Origin of the sequence: Bradyrhizobium sp. AZCC 1577 (assembly GCF_036924575.1) — a bacterium.
Classification (GTDB): Bacteria; Pseudomonadota; Alphaproteobacteria; order Rhizobiales; family Xanthobacteraceae; genus Bradyrhizobium.
This window is the reverse complement of sequence record NZ_JAZHRQ010000001.1, coordinates 5,911,748-5,926,923: the sequence shown is the minus strand read 5'-3', so window position 1 is coordinate 5,926,923 and position 15,176 is coordinate 5,911,748. Positions and strand designations below refer to the sequence as shown.

General features: G+C 62.9%; 16 protein-coding genes. 11 read left to right on the top strand and 5 right to left on the bottom strand.

Annotation, left to right across the window (positions count from 1 at the left end; genetic code table 11):
• The first annotated feature begins 55 nt into the window (after positions 1 to 55).
• From V1278_RS28230 to V1278_RS28220, 3 genes are read left to right on the top strand one after another with little or no spacing between them, the layout of a single operon-like run.
• The gene (locus V1278_RS28230) at positions 56 to 1,375 is read left to right on the top strand and encodes a glycosyltransferase family 87 protein (protein ID WP_442893816.1); all 1,320 of its coding nucleotides are present in this window, start codon (positions 56 to 58) and stop codon (positions 1,373 to 1,375) included.
• 6 nt (positions 1,376 to 1,381) lie between these two features.
• Entirely contained in the window at positions 1,382 to 2,788 is a 1,407-nt protein-coding gene (locus V1278_RS28225) for a M20/M25/M40 family metallo-hydrolase (RefSeq protein ID WP_334382948.1), read from the top strand.
• Between the two features lie 51 nt (positions 2,789 to 2,839).
• Positions 2,840 to 3,370, top strand: a complete 531-nt coding sequence (locus V1278_RS28220) for an REP-associated tyrosine transposase (protein WP_334382947.1) — start codon at positions 2,840 to 2,842, stop codon at positions 3,368 to 3,370.
• Positions 3,371 to 3,537: 167 nt separating this feature from the next.
• Here the strand turns inward: V1278_RS28220 and V1278_RS28215 are convergent, their stop codons facing one another.
• Positions 3,538 to 4,521, bottom strand: coding sequence for an NAD-dependent epimerase/dehydratase family protein (locus V1278_RS28215; RefSeq protein WP_334382946.1), 984 nt, complete (start codon positions 4,519 to 4,521; stop codon positions 3,538 to 3,540).
• 107 nt (positions 4,522 to 4,628) lie between these two features.
• Positions 4,629 to 6,278, bottom strand: coding sequence for a glycosyltransferase family 39 protein (locus tag V1278_RS28210; RefSeq protein WP_334382945.1), 1,650 nt, complete (start codon positions 6,276 to 6,278; stop codon positions 4,629 to 4,631).
• Positions 6,279 to 6,623: 345 nt separating this feature from the next.
• On the opposite strand from V1278_RS28210, the gene V1278_RS28205 reads away from it, so the two are divergent.
• A complete protein-coding gene (locus tag V1278_RS28205; protein ID WP_334367904.1) occupies positions 6,624 to 7,514 on the top strand; it encodes a DUF308 domain-containing protein in 891 nt (296 codons plus the stop codon).
• Between the two features lie 172 nt (positions 7,515 to 7,686).
• Positions 7,687 to 8,100 carry a MucR family transcriptional regulator gene (locus V1278_RS28200; RefSeq protein WP_065728006.1) on the top strand — a complete coding sequence of 138 codons (414 nt, stop codon included), beginning with the start codon at positions 7,687 to 7,689 and terminating at the stop codon, positions 8,098 to 8,100.
• 21 nt (positions 8,101 to 8,121) lie between these two features.
• On the opposite strand, the gene V1278_RS28195 is transcribed toward V1278_RS28200, so the two are convergent.
• Together V1278_RS28195 and V1278_RS28190 are read right to left on the bottom strand one after the other, a co-directional pair.
• Positions 8,122 to 8,550 (bottom strand): SufE family protein, encoded by a 429-nt coding sequence (locus V1278_RS28195; RefSeq protein ID WP_028348922.1) that lies wholly within the window; start codon positions 8,548 to 8,550, stop codon positions 8,122 to 8,124.
• Between the two features lie 82 nt (positions 8,551 to 8,632).
• On the bottom strand, positions 8,633 to 9,064 hold the full coding sequence (locus V1278_RS28190) for a DUF5330 domain-containing protein (RefSeq protein ID WP_028348921.1): 432 nt from the start codon (positions 9,062 to 9,064) through the stop codon (positions 8,633 to 8,635).
• 421 nt (positions 9,065 to 9,485) lie between these two features.
• Here V1278_RS28190 and V1278_RS28185 point away from each other — a divergent pair, with 421 nt between their 5' ends.
• From V1278_RS28185 to V1278_RS28175, 3 genes are read left to right on the top strand one after another with little or no spacing between them, the layout of a single operon-like run.
• Positions 9,486 to 11,312, top strand: coding sequence for an ATP-binding protein (locus tag V1278_RS28185; RefSeq protein WP_334382944.1), 1,827 nt, complete (start codon positions 9,486 to 9,488; stop codon positions 11,310 to 11,312).
• On the top strand, positions 11,305 to 12,024 hold the full coding sequence (locus V1278_RS28180; RefSeq protein ID WP_334382943.1) for a peptidoglycan-binding domain-containing protein: 720 nt from the start codon (positions 11,305 to 11,307) through the stop codon (positions 12,022 to 12,024). Before V1278_RS28185 ends, V1278_RS28180 begins: the two co-directional genes overlap by 8 nt.
• Positions 12,025 to 12,057: 33 nt before the next feature.
• Complete coding sequence (locus tag V1278_RS28175) at positions 12,058 to 12,402, top strand: DUF1491 family protein (RefSeq protein WP_028348916.1); 345 nt, start codon at positions 12,058 to 12,060, stop codon at positions 12,400 to 12,402.
• A 13-nt stretch (positions 12,403 to 12,415) separates the two neighbouring features.
• Here the strand turns inward: V1278_RS28175 and V1278_RS28170 are convergent, their stop codons facing one another.
• Positions 12,416 to 13,390, bottom strand: a complete 975-nt coding sequence (locus V1278_RS28170; protein ID WP_334382942.1) for a DUF2336 domain-containing protein — start codon at positions 13,388 to 13,390, stop codon at positions 12,416 to 12,418.
• 243 nt (positions 13,391 to 13,633) lie between these two features.
• Here V1278_RS28170 and V1278_RS28165 point away from each other — a divergent pair, with 243 nt between their 5' ends.
• From V1278_RS28165 to V1278_RS28155, 3 genes are all read left to right on the top strand, one after another.
• Positions 13,634 to 13,834 (top strand): hypothetical protein, encoded by a 201-nt coding sequence (locus tag V1278_RS28165; RefSeq protein ID WP_334382941.1) that lies wholly within the window; start codon positions 13,634 to 13,636, stop codon positions 13,832 to 13,834.
• Positions 13,835 to 13,850: 16 nt separating this feature from the next.
• Positions 13,851 to 14,624, top strand: a complete 774-nt coding sequence (locus tag V1278_RS28160) for a hypothetical protein (RefSeq protein WP_334382940.1) — start codon at positions 13,851 to 13,853, stop codon at positions 14,622 to 14,624.
• Positions 14,625 to 14,824: 200 nt separating this feature from the next.
• Positions 14,825 to 15,052, top strand: coding sequence for a hypothetical protein (locus tag V1278_RS28155; protein ID WP_334382939.1), 228 nt, complete (start codon positions 14,825 to 14,827; stop codon positions 15,050 to 15,052).
• The last annotated feature ends 124 nt before the right edge of the window (positions 15,053 to 15,176 follow it).

Sequence of the window (15,176 nt, the reverse complement as noted above, 5' to 3'; positions counted from 1 at the left end):
CGGTTCGCGTGAAGAGCTGCGACGTAATCTCCTCTGAATCCGGAACGAGCGTGTGCTGAGATATCCGTCGCTACGAAGGCCGCTCGATATCCTGTTTCTGGTATGTTGCGTCGCGCTGACGGCCGACGTGCTGGTCCCGGAAATCTGGGGCAACGGCAAGACCAAGGACTATCCGCTCTGGTTCTGGGCGGGGCAGCAGGTGCTGCAGGGCAAGAATCTCTACCCTGACGACCCCGCCACCAATTTCGAATTCATCTATCCGCCGCTGTCGGCGGTGCTGCTGGCGATCCCGAGCTGGTTCGGCAAGATCCCGCTTTATCTCATCCTGTCGTTTCTCAACATCGTCGCATGGTGGATGACGGCGCAATTATCGCACGCGATGGCGGGATCGGGGAAGAAGCCCGGGCCATGGCTGGAAGCACTGCCCGGGTTCGTCACCGTCACCTTCGTGTTCGACATGTTCGACCTCGGCCAGCCCAATCTCGTGCTGCTGGCGCTGATGCTCTACGGGTTCTGGCTGCTGCGCGATCACCGCGGCTGGATGGCAGGAAGCATGTTTGCGCTCGCTACCGCGATCAAGGTGTTTCCGGTCGCGGTGTTGCCTTATCTGGTGTGGCGAAGACAGTGGGCGGCAGCCGCGAGCATGCTGGTTTTCATCGGCCTGTTTCTGTTCGTGCTGCCGGCGCCGTTTCGCGGCTTCCAGCACAATTTCACGGAACTGAGGACCTGGTACCAGGGCATGGTGGGTTCGAGTTCGGAGAAGGGGTTCGGGCAGCGCGACGCGCAGAACTGGTCGTGGGTCAACCAGTCGATCATCGCGGTGACACACCGGCTGACGCGGCCGGTCAACTACAACCAGGACAATCCGGCCAAACCCGTGCGCACGATGAACATCATCGACGTCGATTTCAGGACGGCGAACTGGATCGTAGTGGCGATCTCGCTCGCGATCGGGCTCGGCTATCTCGCTGTCATGCCGCAGGCCTCGTGCCGCACGGAACGCTCGGATGCCGAAGAGATCGGCATCCTGTTTTGCCTGATCACGATCGCTTCGCCGCTGGCCCGGCAATACTACTTCCTGTGGCTGTTCTTCCCGATCACTGTTTTGGTCCACCGCGCCGCTTACGATCCGCGTCCGGCGGTCAAAACCGGGACCTGGACGTTGCTCGCCGTCGCTGGCGGGATGCTGTGCCTGTCGCTGCCGCTGTTCCCGGTTGATCTGCAGGCCTATGGCAACAATCTCGCCGCCACCATCCTGCTCGCGGCGGGGCTGGTCTGGCACATATTGCGTCCGCCTGCCGAAGACGTTGCCTTGCCTCAGGCCACGGGCAAGCTACAACTTGACGCTAACAACAAGGCTCACAGCCAGGGATAACAAGCCATGTCCAACGCCAAGATCCAGCCGGTCCTCGATCACATCGACGCCGATTTCGACAACAGTCTCGAGCGGCTGTTCGCGCTGTTGCGGATCAAGTCGATCTCGGCCGATCCGGCTTTTGCCGGTGATTGCAAGGCGGCCGCCGATCATCTGGCGAAGGATATCGCGACACTCGGCTTCAAGGCCGAGGTGAGGCCGACGGCGGGGCATCCCGCGATCGTTGCCAAGCTCAATGGCAGCAGCGACGGCCGGCCGCACGTTCTGTTCTATGGACATTACGATGTGCAGCCGGTCGATCCGCTGAATCTGTGGCACCGGCCACCGTTCGAGCCAGTTGTCACCGACCATGCTGACGGCCGCAAGATCATCGTCGCGCGTGGCGCGGAGGACGACAAGGGCCAGTTGATGACTTTTGTCGAGGCCTGCCGCGCCTGGAAGAAGGTCACGGGGGCGCTGCCGGTCGACATCACCATCATCATCGAGGGCGAGGAGGAAATCGGATCGAAAAACTTCGTGCCGTTCCTGGAAGCGAACAAGGCTGATCTGAAGGCCGACTTCGCGCTGGTCTGCGACACCGGCATGTGGGATCAGAACACGCCGGCGATCACGACTTCGCTGCGCGGGCTGGTCTATGACGAGGTCAAGATCAAGGCGGCCAATCGCGACCTGCATTCCGGCATTTTCGGCGGCGGCGCGCGCAACCCGATCCGGGTGCTGACCAACATTCTCGGCGGCCTGCATGACGAGAACGGCCACATCACCATTCCGGGATTCTACGATGGCGTAAAAGACCTGCCGCCGGACATCCTGGCGCAGTGGAAGAACCTGAACCTCACGCCGGAGTCATTCCTGAAGCCGATCGGCCTTTCCATTCCGGCCGGTGAAAAAGATCGCCTGCTGATCGAGCAGGTTTCCTCGCGCCCGACCTGCGACATCAACGGCATCATCGGCGGCTACACCGGCGAGGGCTCCAAAACGGTAATCCCGGCGGAAGCTTCCGCGAAAGTTTCGTTCCGGCTGGTAGAGGGACAAGACCCGGAAAAGATCCGAAAAGCCTTCCGCGACTATGTCCGGGCGCGCCTGCCCGCCGATTGCAAGGCCGAGTTCACCGACCATTCCAACGCGCCGGCGATTGCGCTCGACTGGAACATGAAACCGCTGGCGGCTGCCAAGCGCGCGCTGACGGACGAGTGGGGCAAGGAAGCGCTCCTGATCGGCTCCGGCGCCTCGATCCCGATCGTAGCCGATTTCAAGCGCACGCTTGGCCTCGACACCGTGCTGGTCGGCTTCGGCCTAGACGACGACAACATCCATTCGCCGAACGAGAAGTACGACCTCAAGAGCTACCACAAGGGCATCCGCTCCTGGGCGCGGATCCTGGGCGCGTTCGCGGAGGAAGTAGCCGCGTAGGATGGGTAGAGCGAAGCGAAACCCATCACCTCGCCGCATGGGCAAGTGAAGATGACCAGCTACCGTCGCAATTTCATCCCCGGTGGTTGTTTCTTCTTTACAGTCAATTTTGCCGACCGGCGGTTGAGGCTGCTGACGGAATACGTCGAAGCCCTCCGCTCTGCATTTCGTGAGATCCGCCAGCGTCATCCGTTCACGATAGATGCGGTGGTCGTTCTGCCAGATCATCTGCATGCGGTCTGGACGCTGCCCGATGGTGATCGGGATTTTTCGACGCGTTGGCGGCTGATCAAGTCGACGTTCTCACGCAATATCCCGCCCGGCGAGGCTGTCTCACGCAGCCGGGCCGCCAAGGGCGAACGCGGCATCTGGCAACGGCGCTATTGGGAACATACGATTCGCGATGAGGACGATTTGGCGAGTCACATCGACTACATCCATATCAATCCGGTAAAGCACGGCTTTGTAACTCGAGTCAGGGATTGGCCGCATTCGTCGTTTCATCGGATGGTAAGGCTTGGAATTTACCCCGAGGATTGGGCAGGTGATATTGCGGCTGGGAATTTCGGCGAAAGGTCTTGATGAGGCGACGTGATGGTTTTCGCTGCGCTCTACCCATCCTACGACAGTGGATCAAATAAAAACGCCGCCCGGGATTGGACGGCGTTTGATTCCGAGACGTGTAGAGGGTGTGTGACAGGCAGTTTAGCGGATCCGCGCGGCTTGTCCACCGGATACTCTCGCCGCGCTCACTCTACCGGGTAGGGTCCCTCGCGAAAGACGCGGTCGTGATAGCCCTTGCTGCCGACCTCGCGCGCGAGTGAACTGCGGATATCCTCGCCGGCCCGCAGCCGCGCAATCAGCGCGCGGAAATCGTGGCGCGGTTGCCAGCCGAGTTCGGCTCGTGCGCGGTCGTTGACGTAGACGCGATCGATGCCTGGAATCATCGTCCAGCCGCGCCGCGCAAATTCGGCCTCAAACTCCGGCACGTAACGGCGGACCACACGCGGCGCGTCGCTGCGCAGTTCCGCCGTGTCGTTCCGTGAGAATGGCGTGGTGGCGCTGATGATGTATTTGGCGAAACCGACCGATGGCGCGCGGTCGGCCGCCATCAGATGCGCGCTGACCACGTCTTCAATATCGACGCGCCGATAGAGGAACTCGTTGGTCTTGATGTTGGCGTCGGTGTAGGCCTCGCGTGTCGCGCGATTGTCATCCTCTTCAGGGAAGAAACGCGAGGTACGCAGCACGATGTTGCGAAGCGCGTGATTGCGCGCAAAGAGCTGGCACAGATCCTCCGCGGCAGCCTTGGTGACGCCATAGATATTTTTCGGCACGGCCGCGACGTCTTCGGTGATCCAGGCCGCCGGCTCGCCCGGCGGTGGCACCAGCGCCTCGCCGAAGACGCTTGTGGTGCTGGTGTAGACGAGCGTCGTGACGCCGGCTGCGGTGGCTTCTTCGAGCAAACAGAGCGTGCCGGTGATGTTGACGTCGATAAATTCCTGGCGGCTGTGGGTCGCCACATGCGGCTTGTGCAGCGTCGCGGCGTGCAGCACGGTCGTCACGCCCTTCATGCAACGGCGCACGAAAGCGCGGTCAGTGATCGAGCCTACGTGATGTGTAAACACGCCGGGCAGAACGTCAATACCGACGGCCTTGCGCCGCTGCGCCTGTAGCGTACGCATCAGCGCCTCGCCGAGATGGCCGGAACTGCCGGTCACCAGTACGGTCACGCCGCCATAACCTTTCGCACGCTCGAGAATTGTTGATTTTCGAGAGCGAGCGTAGCCCTGCGCCAGCTCAGCAGCAAGGCGCGGCCGGGCGCGGCTGTTATGCGGGATCAGGGCGCCGGAATAGCCAACAGCGTCGAGATGGCGCGGCCGCGGATGTCGTAGACGCGCGCGAACACGACGTCGTCGCGCTTGATTTCCACCATGACCGGCGCAGTGAGGCCCTTGCAGTAGAACTCGCCCAGCGTCATCGCGAAGTCGGCCGACTGGCTGTCCCAGCCGATCGTGAAGTCCGGGCCGAGCGCCACCTGCGCCGGACGCTGCGGGCCGCACACCGCGACCTTCCACTTGCGTCCCAGTGGAGGAAATTCCTGCCGTTCGACCAGCTCCTCGCGCAGACCGTCGGAAGCCTGCTTCAGCGCCAGCCCCCAATAATCCAGCATAAACATCTTGTCGGCGCCGCGAACCGTGCCGGCAATGTGATTGAAATGGGTGTATTCATAAGGGTGCAGGCGGATCATCTCGCTGAGTGGCAGCAGCAGACCGAACGAGAACACCGCAAGCGCGGCGGGTTGCCAACTGCGGCGATTTTGCTTCAGCCATTTCATTCCCCAGGCGAACGCGACGCCCGCAAGCACCGTCATCGGCGGGACGACGAAGATGAAATGCCGGATGCCGTTGTAGAGCGCCGGCCGCTTTACCATCGCGATCACCAGCGGCAGTGTCGCCGCCAGCGTCAGCATCAACAGGATGGTCTTGCGGCGGGCGGCTACGTCAGCGCGCGACAGCGACGTGAAAGTGCCGACGACCCCGCCAATCAGAAGCGCGAGCAATATCTCGGGAAGCTGCAGCGCGAACAGCGTCGGCAGATACGACCACGGCATGTCGGGCACCGAGACCAGCGCGCCGTCGAACATTTCCTTCCAGGGCTTTTCGAAGAAATGCGAGAAATAGGTCAGCGCCTGGAACGGATGGCCGGGCTCCATGATCGACCATGGCCACACTAGGCCCATGATCAGGTATCCGAACACGAGCCCCGGGACCAGGACGTACACGACATGGGCGAAGCGGCGTATCGCCTCGCGCGGGCCTTGCTTGCGAACGTCCTCGATCAACAGCGGGACGAAGCCCACCATTGCATAGACTACCGCCAGCCCACCGAGAATCCGGCAGCCGATCGAGAGACCGGCGCCGAGGCCTATGATCAGGATGGTACGCGGTGAGGGCGCAGGATACTCCTCGGCGAGGCGCACCAGACCCAGGATCAGGATCACCATCGAGACGGCAAACGGCGCGTCCTTCGGGTTCATGAACATGTGTCCGTAGAAGGTCGGGCACAGCGCCAGCAGCAGCAGCGTCGCGAGCCCGGCAAGCGGGCCGCCGACACGCCGCGCCAGCCGCCAGGTCACGGCAAGGCCGATCAGGCCGACGACGGCGCCGAGCAGGCGGCGCGTTTCGAACAATTCGAGCGGAATGACCTTGTGCAGCAGGGCGGCCGCCATGTCGAAGCCACCGCCATACATGTAGAGATTGGCGAACGACAGCGCGCCGGTGTCCTTGAAGCCGGAACCGTACATCCGCAGCAGCAGATCGGCATATTCGGCGTGCGTGTAGTCGTCCCAGCCCAGCCCATAGTCGCGGAAGGTCAGGCCAGCAACGAGCGTGACAACGGCCAACGCGAAGATGGCGAGGTCATCACAGGTCCGCTCCATCGAGCGCCGCGCAGGCGTATCGAGAGCAGAAGTTGTAATGGATGACATGGCGATTGGTAACCTAGAGTCCCCTATGGCCCAGCTTGGATATTCTTGAGCCTCATTCCCCGGGTACCCATATAGCGCAGTTCCATTACCAAGTAATTGGGAATTGTGGCGTAAATCCCTGATGCAATGCAACAAAAGGGCAGTAATTGGTAGGCGGTAAAGTTACGGGCGCCGGAGTGAACGGCACCTGAATGGCACGAAACACCTGCGTCCAGGATTCCTGTAACCGAACAACGCCATGCGGAACCCAGTGTGCAATTGGCGGGTGGCGATGCGCACAATATGACGGTATCGTGGCGTTGGGCGGCTTGCGAGCGTTTCGGGCGCGGCTGAGGGGTTAGTTCTATGATGGTTGTTATGTTGGTCGCCGGGATCGGCCTCGTTTTGGCGGGGCTGCTGGCGATCGGCTTCGGGATCCCGATCAAGGAATTCAGCACCGGCAACACGCTCATCATCGCCGGCGTGATAGGCGTCTGCGCCGGTGCGATCATGCTCGCGCTCTGGATAGCGGTCCGGGAACTGAAGAACGTTGCGCGGCGGCTCGGCGCTAGTATGGCTGAAGCGCGCGGCGAGGCCGCGGTGCGGCCGGTGCTTCCTGCTGCCGCGACGCGGGATTCCGCTCCCTTCGGCGGCGGTTTCCCGGCCGCCGAACTGCCCGCTGGTCCCGGACCGTTCTCCCCAACGGCACCGCCGCCTTTCTCGTCAGCGGCGCCGCCGCCTTGGCAGAACGAGGCTGTCCTGCGGGATCACCCGATCCCGGAGCCGACCCACCCCGAACCGCCACCATCGGCTCCGAAACCGAAGCGCAATTTGCTGTTTTCATCGACGTCACGAAGGGAGCGCGAGCGCGCGCAGGGGCGCGCCAGTGAGCCGCTGCCGCCGGATCTTTTGTCATCGGACCTTCGTTCCAATCCACCCGCCGTGCCGCCGGTCGAGCCGGACGAACCGCCGCGGGCGTCGTTCGAGAATGCCTGGCCGAAAGCGGAACGCGCAAAATCCAGCGAACACCCGCTGCAGCGCCGCGGCGGCCGCACACCCCCGGCACCCGCGGAAGCCAATGGTGGACCGCCGCGCACGGAGGATCAGCCGGCGGTGACCGTGCTGAAGTCCGGTGTCGTCGATGGCATGGCCTACTCCCTCTACTCCGACGGTTCGATCGAGGCCCAGATGCCGGAGGGGATGATGCGCTTCGCCTCGATCGACGAACTGCGCGCGCATCTCGATCAGCGGTCCTGAACCGGCAATACTTGCCGGACGGCGACTATTGGAAATAAAGCAGCGCCGTTCTTGTCAATTTCCCGGCACTTCGTTCTTATACGCCAAGTTGTACAGGATGCCGCCGATGTATAGGCGCGGTTGGATACTGTCCGAACCGTACAGATGCATCGTGATCCCAGAAGGTTGAGCCATGACCGATCCCGCAGGCAAGACGCCCGTCGAACTGACCGCCAATATCGTATCGGCCTATCTCAGCAATAATCCGACCCAGGCCTCGGAAATCCCGAACCTGATCAGCCAGGTCCACGCCGCGCTGATGCGGGTGTCGAGCGGCCGGCCCGAGACCCCGCTAGAGCCAGCCAAGCCGGCCGTGTCGGTGAAGAAGTCGATGACGCCGGAATATCTGGTCTGTCTGGAGGACGGCAAGCGCTTCAAGTCGCTGAAGCGCCATCTGCGCACGCAGTACAACATGACGCCGGAGCAATACCGCGACAAATGGGGGCTGCCGCCGGATTATCCCATGGTGGCGCCTAACTACGCGGTGGCGCGTTCGCAACTCGCCAAGAAGATGGGACTTGGCCAGCAGGCGCGGAAGCGGAAGTAAGCCCGGTCAATGCGACGGTGTCTACGAGGCCGCGGCAAGCGCCTCACGCGCGTCGGAGCGGATGCGCTCGACCATGGAGCGTAGGCCGTTGGAACGCTGCGGCGTCAGGTGCTCGCGAAATCCGAATTCGTCGAATACCGCGAGCGCATCGGTTGAAAGGATGTGCTGCGGCGTGCGGCCGGAATAGAGCGTGAGCAGGATCGCGATCAGGCCGCGCACGATGTGAGCGTCGCTGTCGCCCAGATATTTCAGCCGCGGTTCGCCGTTGCCGCTGCGATCGATCTGCCTGGAAAGCCAGACCTGGCTGACGCAGCCATTGACCTTGTTCTCGGCGGAATGCTCGGCCTCCGGCATCGGGTCGAGCGTGCGGCCGAGTTCGATGACGTACCGGTAGCGGTCGTCCCACTCGTCAAGCAGTTCGAAATTGTCCCTGATTTCGTCGATCGTCATCTTGGCCCGCGTCCGTTTCAGTACGCCTTATATAGGATGCCGACCGCACGAAAGCGACGGAAACGGAACCGGTTCCGTGGCCTTATTTTGAAGCCAACGGCGTCCGCGGCAGCCGCCATTCGATCGCCATGTCGTCCTCCGTCAGCGCTTCCGTGGGCGAGGCGGCCGCGGTCACGGCCTCGGCGTCGCCGGCGGTGCCGATCGAGCTGGTATGGTCGGGCTTCTTGTCGGGGACGGCGGGCGGCTCGGGCTTCTTGTCGGTGATGATCTTGTACAATTGGCGGGCGCCCTCCTGGGCGCGCTGGCCGAGCGCGGTGGCGGCCTGGCCACCGACCTCGCAGGCCGCCGGCTGGCGCTTGCAGAACTGGCCCATGTCGGAGACGGCGGCGGTCGCAGCCGATACGGCCTCGGACGCGCCGATCTGCGGCACCTTGTCCGATTCAGGCGTCTTTTCTCTGGGCAACAGCACGAGCACGAGCCCGAGCCAGAATGCCATGCGAAGCAGAAAAAACATCTCGCGACCCCGGTCGTCTCTTATGGTTGTGTTGCGGTTAAGTCCGCTGGCTTTGTTTCTGACTAACAGCCCTCGATAAATCGCAAGTGTTTGCATTGAGGTAAAATCGCCGAAAATTTTCTGAAAACCGCAACGATTCGATTCGGCGTAAATTTTCGATTGACGATCACCGCCGCGCGAAATTCGCGCCGTTCGCGCATCCACCATTTCGAAACCATAGATCGATCGCGCTGGAAACCTGTCGTTCACCATCCGGGTCGAATGACCGTCGCGTGAGACGTCAAACCTCCGCGGATGCGCATTGTTGGTCGGCCATGCGCCGGGCCTTAGCGTTCGCTTAAGCTCACTCTGACACGGTGACGCAAAGATAAGGGGGCGTTCCGGTGCGTCTGTCTGACGAACAAGCCGAAGCGCGAGAGCCGTGACTGTTTTGAGTATCATCCGCGATTGTCTCGATGCGCTGCTGCATCCCTCGGCACGATATGATGCGCTGACGAGTGCGCGTCATCGTGCTTTCATGGCGCCGCGGCTGCTCGGCAGCCTGGTGGCGCTTGCGGCCTTTCCGGTCTATCTGGCGATGCGCGGGGCGCCCACGGCGCTCGAGGTCGCGGCCTTCGCCTGGCTGATCGCACCCATCCTGTTGTCCTGGTTCCTCTCGCGCACCGGCCGCTACGAGAGCGCGCATATCCTGTCCGCGCTGGCGCTGGCGGGCCTTGTCATGATGGTGGCCGTGACCACCGGCGGTATCGAATCGTTCGCCGCGGTCTGGCTCATCGTCGTTCCCCTGGAAGCGGCGCTGTCGGCCTCGCGCCGCGTGGTCGTGTTTGCCTCTGCGCTTGCGCTGTCATGCGTCGCCTTGCTGATCGCGCTCGGGCATTTTCACCTGCTACCGATGGCGGAGTCGAACGCGGCGCTGCACGGCGTCCTGATGGGTGCTGGCGTTGCTTCGGCAACGCTCTATGCGGCGGGACTGGCCGTTAGCGCGGAATCGCTGGCGCGCACTTCAGTGTCGCTGCTTTATCTCGAGGAAGACCGCTATCGCTTGCTGGCGCGAAACATGAGCGACGTGATTTCGCGTCACAACCGCAGCGGCGCCGTGGAGTTCATTTCGCCGGCGGCGGAAGCCATGCTCGGCGCGCCCGGCGCCCGGCTCACCGGCCATGGACTGTTCGACCGCGTCCATGTCGCCGATCGTCCGGCCTATCTCACGGCCCTGTCGGATGCCGCGCGCGGCAGCGAGCAGCGCAGCGTCGAATTCCGCCTGCGCCGCGACGCGGTCCGCGGCCAGAACGCTTCCGCCGATTTCATCTGGGTAGAGATGCGTTGCCGACCGCTCGAGCAGGTTTCGCCCGAGGCCGATGTCGTCGCCGTGATGCGCGACGTCACCGACCGCAAGATCCAGGAGCAGGCTCTTGAAATGGCGCGCACCGCCGCCGAGCAGGCGGATGCCTCCAAGACGCGGTTCCTGGCTACCATGAGCCACGAACTGCGCACCCCGCTGAACGCCATCATCGGCTTCTCCGAGATGATCGTGCACGAAGAGGCGATGATGCTCGACGCCGCGCGCCGCAGGGAATATGCGCAGTTGATCAACGATTCCGGCCAGCATCTGTTGTCGGTCGTCAACGGCATCCTCGACATGTCCAAGATGGAAACCGGCAATTTCGAAATTTCGCCGGAGCCGTTTGCGCCGCGCGCGGCACTGCTGCATTGTTGCAATTTGCTGGCGCTGAAGGCGCGCGACAATGGTGTCGACCTGATCACCCGCGCAGCAGAGGACTTGCCCGTGATGAACGGCGATCCCCGCGCGTTCAAGCAGATCGCGCTGAACCTCATCACCAACGCCATCAAGTTCACCGAGCGCGGCGGCAGCGTGACGGTTTCCGCTGCGGTCGAGGGATCGCGGCTGATGCTGAGCGTCACCGATACCGGGGTCGGTATCGCTGCCGAGGATCTCGCGCGGATCGGCGATCCGTTCTTCCAGGCCGGCAAGACCTATCAGCGCAAGCACGAAGGCACCGGCCTCGGCCTGTCGATCGTCAAGGGTCTGGTTGGATTGCACAACGGCGAGATGAACGTGCAGAGCAGGGTCGGCGAGGGTACCACGGTGGCTGTTACCTTGCCGCTTGACTTTGCGCCTTCGCTGACCACTTCGAACAACGTCGCGACGCTGAAACCGGCGGAGCGACCCGAATCTCAGGATCCGGAATCTCAGGATGAAGTCCATCAGGTGAAGAAACGTGCCTAGGCGTATTGACGACGATGACGAGATGCCGCGCCGCCGCCGTCGCGGCGCGAAAGCGGTTGCGATCGAAGCGGAGCAAGAGCGCGGCCTCGTGATGCGCATTCTCCTGCACAGTCCGAAAGACATGATCGCGGGCCTGCTCGCGGCTGCCGCAATCTGCGCCATTGTCGCCAATGCGCTGTTCCTGCAGGCCGGCCGCCATCCCTCGCCGATGTTCGGCTCAGTCGTGACGCTGCCGGCGCCGCAAGCTGCCGTCGTAAGTCCGCTGCCGCGCCCGCGCCCGGTCGAAATAACAAGGCCGGTCGATTCTGATCCGCCGGAAATCAGGCCGGTCGAGGTGAGGGGTGCCGATCCCAAACACGTCGAGACCAGGAGCGCCGAGTCCAGGAACAACGATTCCAAGAGCGCCGATCCGATGGCCAATCTGGTGGTCAAGTCGACCGGCGCGCCCGCCGCGGCCCCTTCCAATGTGGTGCGACCGCCGGCGCCGATTCCGACGAATGGGCAAAGCGCCGGCGCGCGCCGCGTCGCGGCAGTGCAGCGCGCACTGACGCAATATGGCTACGGCCAGTTGAAACCGACCGGCGCGGTCGGTGCGGACACCCAGGCCGCGATCTCGAAATTCGAGCGCGACCGCAAACTGCCGGTGACCGGCCAGATGTCCGATCGCCTGGTGAAGGAGCTCACGGCGATGATCGGGCATCCGATCGACTAGCATCCGCCCGGTCGCTGGCCTATCGTCGATCCCATGCGATTGAAATCAAGCATCTGGGTGGCCGCATACCTGCGCCGCTGCCAGAACGAGGGAATTTTTGGCGCCGTGCGCAAGCGCGGGGCAGAGGAGGCGGGGGCGGTGTTCGTCAAGGTGGCGCTGCTCGACGGCAACGCCATGCTGTATGCGCCTGCGCCGCAGACCGTCTATGACGAGAGTCGTCCAGCCGAGCGGCTGTTCGCGCCGGCCTCGCCGCAGCCGGTGCCCGAGCAATCGGTGGAGGAGCGTCTCGCCAAGGAACTCCGTTTCGATCCCGACGCCTGGATCGTCGAGACCGAAGATCGCGCAGGGCGGCACTTTCTCGATTTGGCCAAAGCCTAGAAGCGCCGAACGCCTAGCGCTTCGAGCCGTCGGTGCCGGTGCGTACCGGCGCGGTTCCAGGCTGGACCGCGGGACGTGTTTGCGAACCCGCCGCACGCGGGCGGTGCCGTTCTTCGTCGTACAGAGCGGCGCGATATTTGGCGCGGCTGACTGCCATGGTCGAGCCGCGCCATGCGGCCAGCATGACGAGCGCGGATCGTTCGCTCAAACGGTCGTAAAGTCGCGACAAGCGATAGACGTTGTGCACGGATGAGCCGAATTCCGGATTGAGGAACAGCAGCACGCGCTGGAAGATTGCGCTCGGCATGTCGAGCGCCTTCGCTGCGCATGCCAGCGGCTCGCCGCCGGGATCATTGACAACTTGCGTTGCGATCCGCGATGGCAGGATCAGGGCGTCGCCGAGTTCGAGCGCGAAGCTTTCGGCGTCCTCGGCGAACGCGGCCATTTCCAGGATATGAAGCGCGCGGGCGACGCGGGCTGCGGGAATTCGCGCCGAGGCCTTCAGCGGCGTGTCGGCGAGATTGTGCAGGATCAGCGCGCGCTCGCTGGGACCGGCCGTGAAGAACATGTCGCTGATTTCGGCAGCATCGTTGGGCCGCATTGCCAGGTTGGACGCCATCCGCAACTGCGCCTCGGTCGGCGCCTTCACCGTCGGCGCGTCGGTCGGGGGAGCGGTGATTGCAGCCGCGAGCGGCAGGGGCTGATCGGGGTGCGCGCGTCGCAGGCCGAGCCTGTCCATGATCTCGGCCGGTGTCGCCGGATAGATCGCGAGCCGCGCCCGCACCGCCGCGCGGGTGGCGTCGTCGACCTGGTCGATCAGGCGGGACGTCAGTTCAACGAACTGCCGCTCCTCGTCGGCGGAATGGGCGCTGGTCTGGACATAAAGGTCGGTCAGCACGCGCAGCAAGGTCGGGCGGATATCGACGCCCTCGCGGCGCGAGAGCGTCATCAGCCCGTCGAATCCCGGAAACAATGGAGCTGCAGTCATGTCAGGTGTACGCGACTTCGATAATCCTTCGCGTCAGCCTACGCAGGGCGTTTTAAGAGTTGGTTAAGGAAAACAGCCCCTGAAGAAATCCGATAAAATGCGAGCTTTCGGCAGGCGGCATGAGCCGCGCAACCCGTAACTGTACCGCCTGCACAAATTAAGATGCCGTTAACCACGTTCTGTTCTGAATAATGGCATGTCGCCGGTCAAAATCGTGACCGCGGCAACCAGAGAGAACGGAATATGGGCACCATCATTGAATTTCCGGCGGATGCGACTTCGCGGCGGCCGGGCTCAACCATGGATGGCGCTCCACGCGATGGCCTGGGTACCGTGCTGATTCTTCCTGTTATCCGTATCGAACGCGAAGCCGGCGGAACCGGTGATGGGCGCGGGCCGGAAGAGGGGACGGCGCCTGGTCGCCGTCGCCGTCGGCGCCCCTGAACGACGGACGTTTGCAATGCCGGAAAAGTGCCTCCCGATCCGGGCCGCCGGGCTTCGGTCACTCCCGGCTCTCATGCTGCTTGTTGTAAGCGCGGCGCTCGGCGGTTGCAGCGGCGGCGATTTCGGCCGCACCCGCGCCGACATGCGTAACGACGACATGCACCGCTGGTTAGGGGCCGAGGCCACGGCCAGCGTCGGCCTAAAACCTTCGCATTTCCAACTCACCGAAAACGAACGCCAGCTTCGCGATCTCGCCTATCCCCTGATCGAACCGCCGCATTCGCGGCCCGCCTGGAAGAGCGTGTTCGGTGATTACCAGCCGCTGCCCTCGCCATGGCGGCAGAAGGTGGTGTTCGACCGCACCACCTACGGACGCGCTTTGATCGACGAGCCGCACCGCTCGCACACCTCGCGTTATCAGCAGTTGATCGAGGACGTTCGCAACGACATCACGAGGTTCGAGCCGTTCTTTGCCTCCGCCATCCGCGTCATCGAGCTCGACCGCAAGCGCAGCGCCAGCCTGAAGATGGTGTCGGAATTGTCGCCGCGCGAACAGGCGGATGCGATCGCGCGCATGGAAGAGAACACGCTGATCGTGCAATGGGTCCAGCAATGCCTGGAGCGGCGCATTTCATCGTACCGCTGGGCGCTGGAGCGGCTGGTGATCCACGCGCCGGACGGTATCGCCGCCGACGCCGACCGTTTGATCGGCGAGCTCGCCGCGCAAACAGCCAATCCGCCAATTGCGGCCCAGCCTGTGATCGGGCGCGCCGTGACGGTGAAGGGGTAGTCACGCGAATCTAAAGTTCGTCACATAGGGTTTGCTGAGCTTTGTGACAGAAGCCGCGCACGGAAGGGCGGCACCTTTCGCTCTTCGCATCTGCAAACCGTGTACGCTGACGGCTCACCGCGAAACTACGCGAGGAAAAGGCATGACTGACAGTGGGCAAAAGCTCTTGGTAGCGCTCGTCTTGATCGTCGATCAAATATTTGGACAAGTACGGCGACGAAGTCGACAGCCGCTCAATGTGGGCCGGAGAACACGCAATTGAGGCGTTTGCGAGCGTCGGCTTGATGGAGATCGTCAACATCCGGTTTGGGCGATGGACGGAGGCGGATAAGCAGTTTCGCCGAGAGGAAGCCGGAATACGCGATCCTGAGCCGATCGACTATCCGGGCCAGATAAAGTTGGTCGGGAAGTCACAGCCGGAAAACTGATCCCGACAATATGTTCGCTAACGTCGACTATTGGCATCTTTGCGAAGTCGAGCCCCCTCCCAAGATGTCCGCTTATTGGGGTAGAGCGGAAGTCATCCGCGCATCCTCAGAACGACGTGATTGA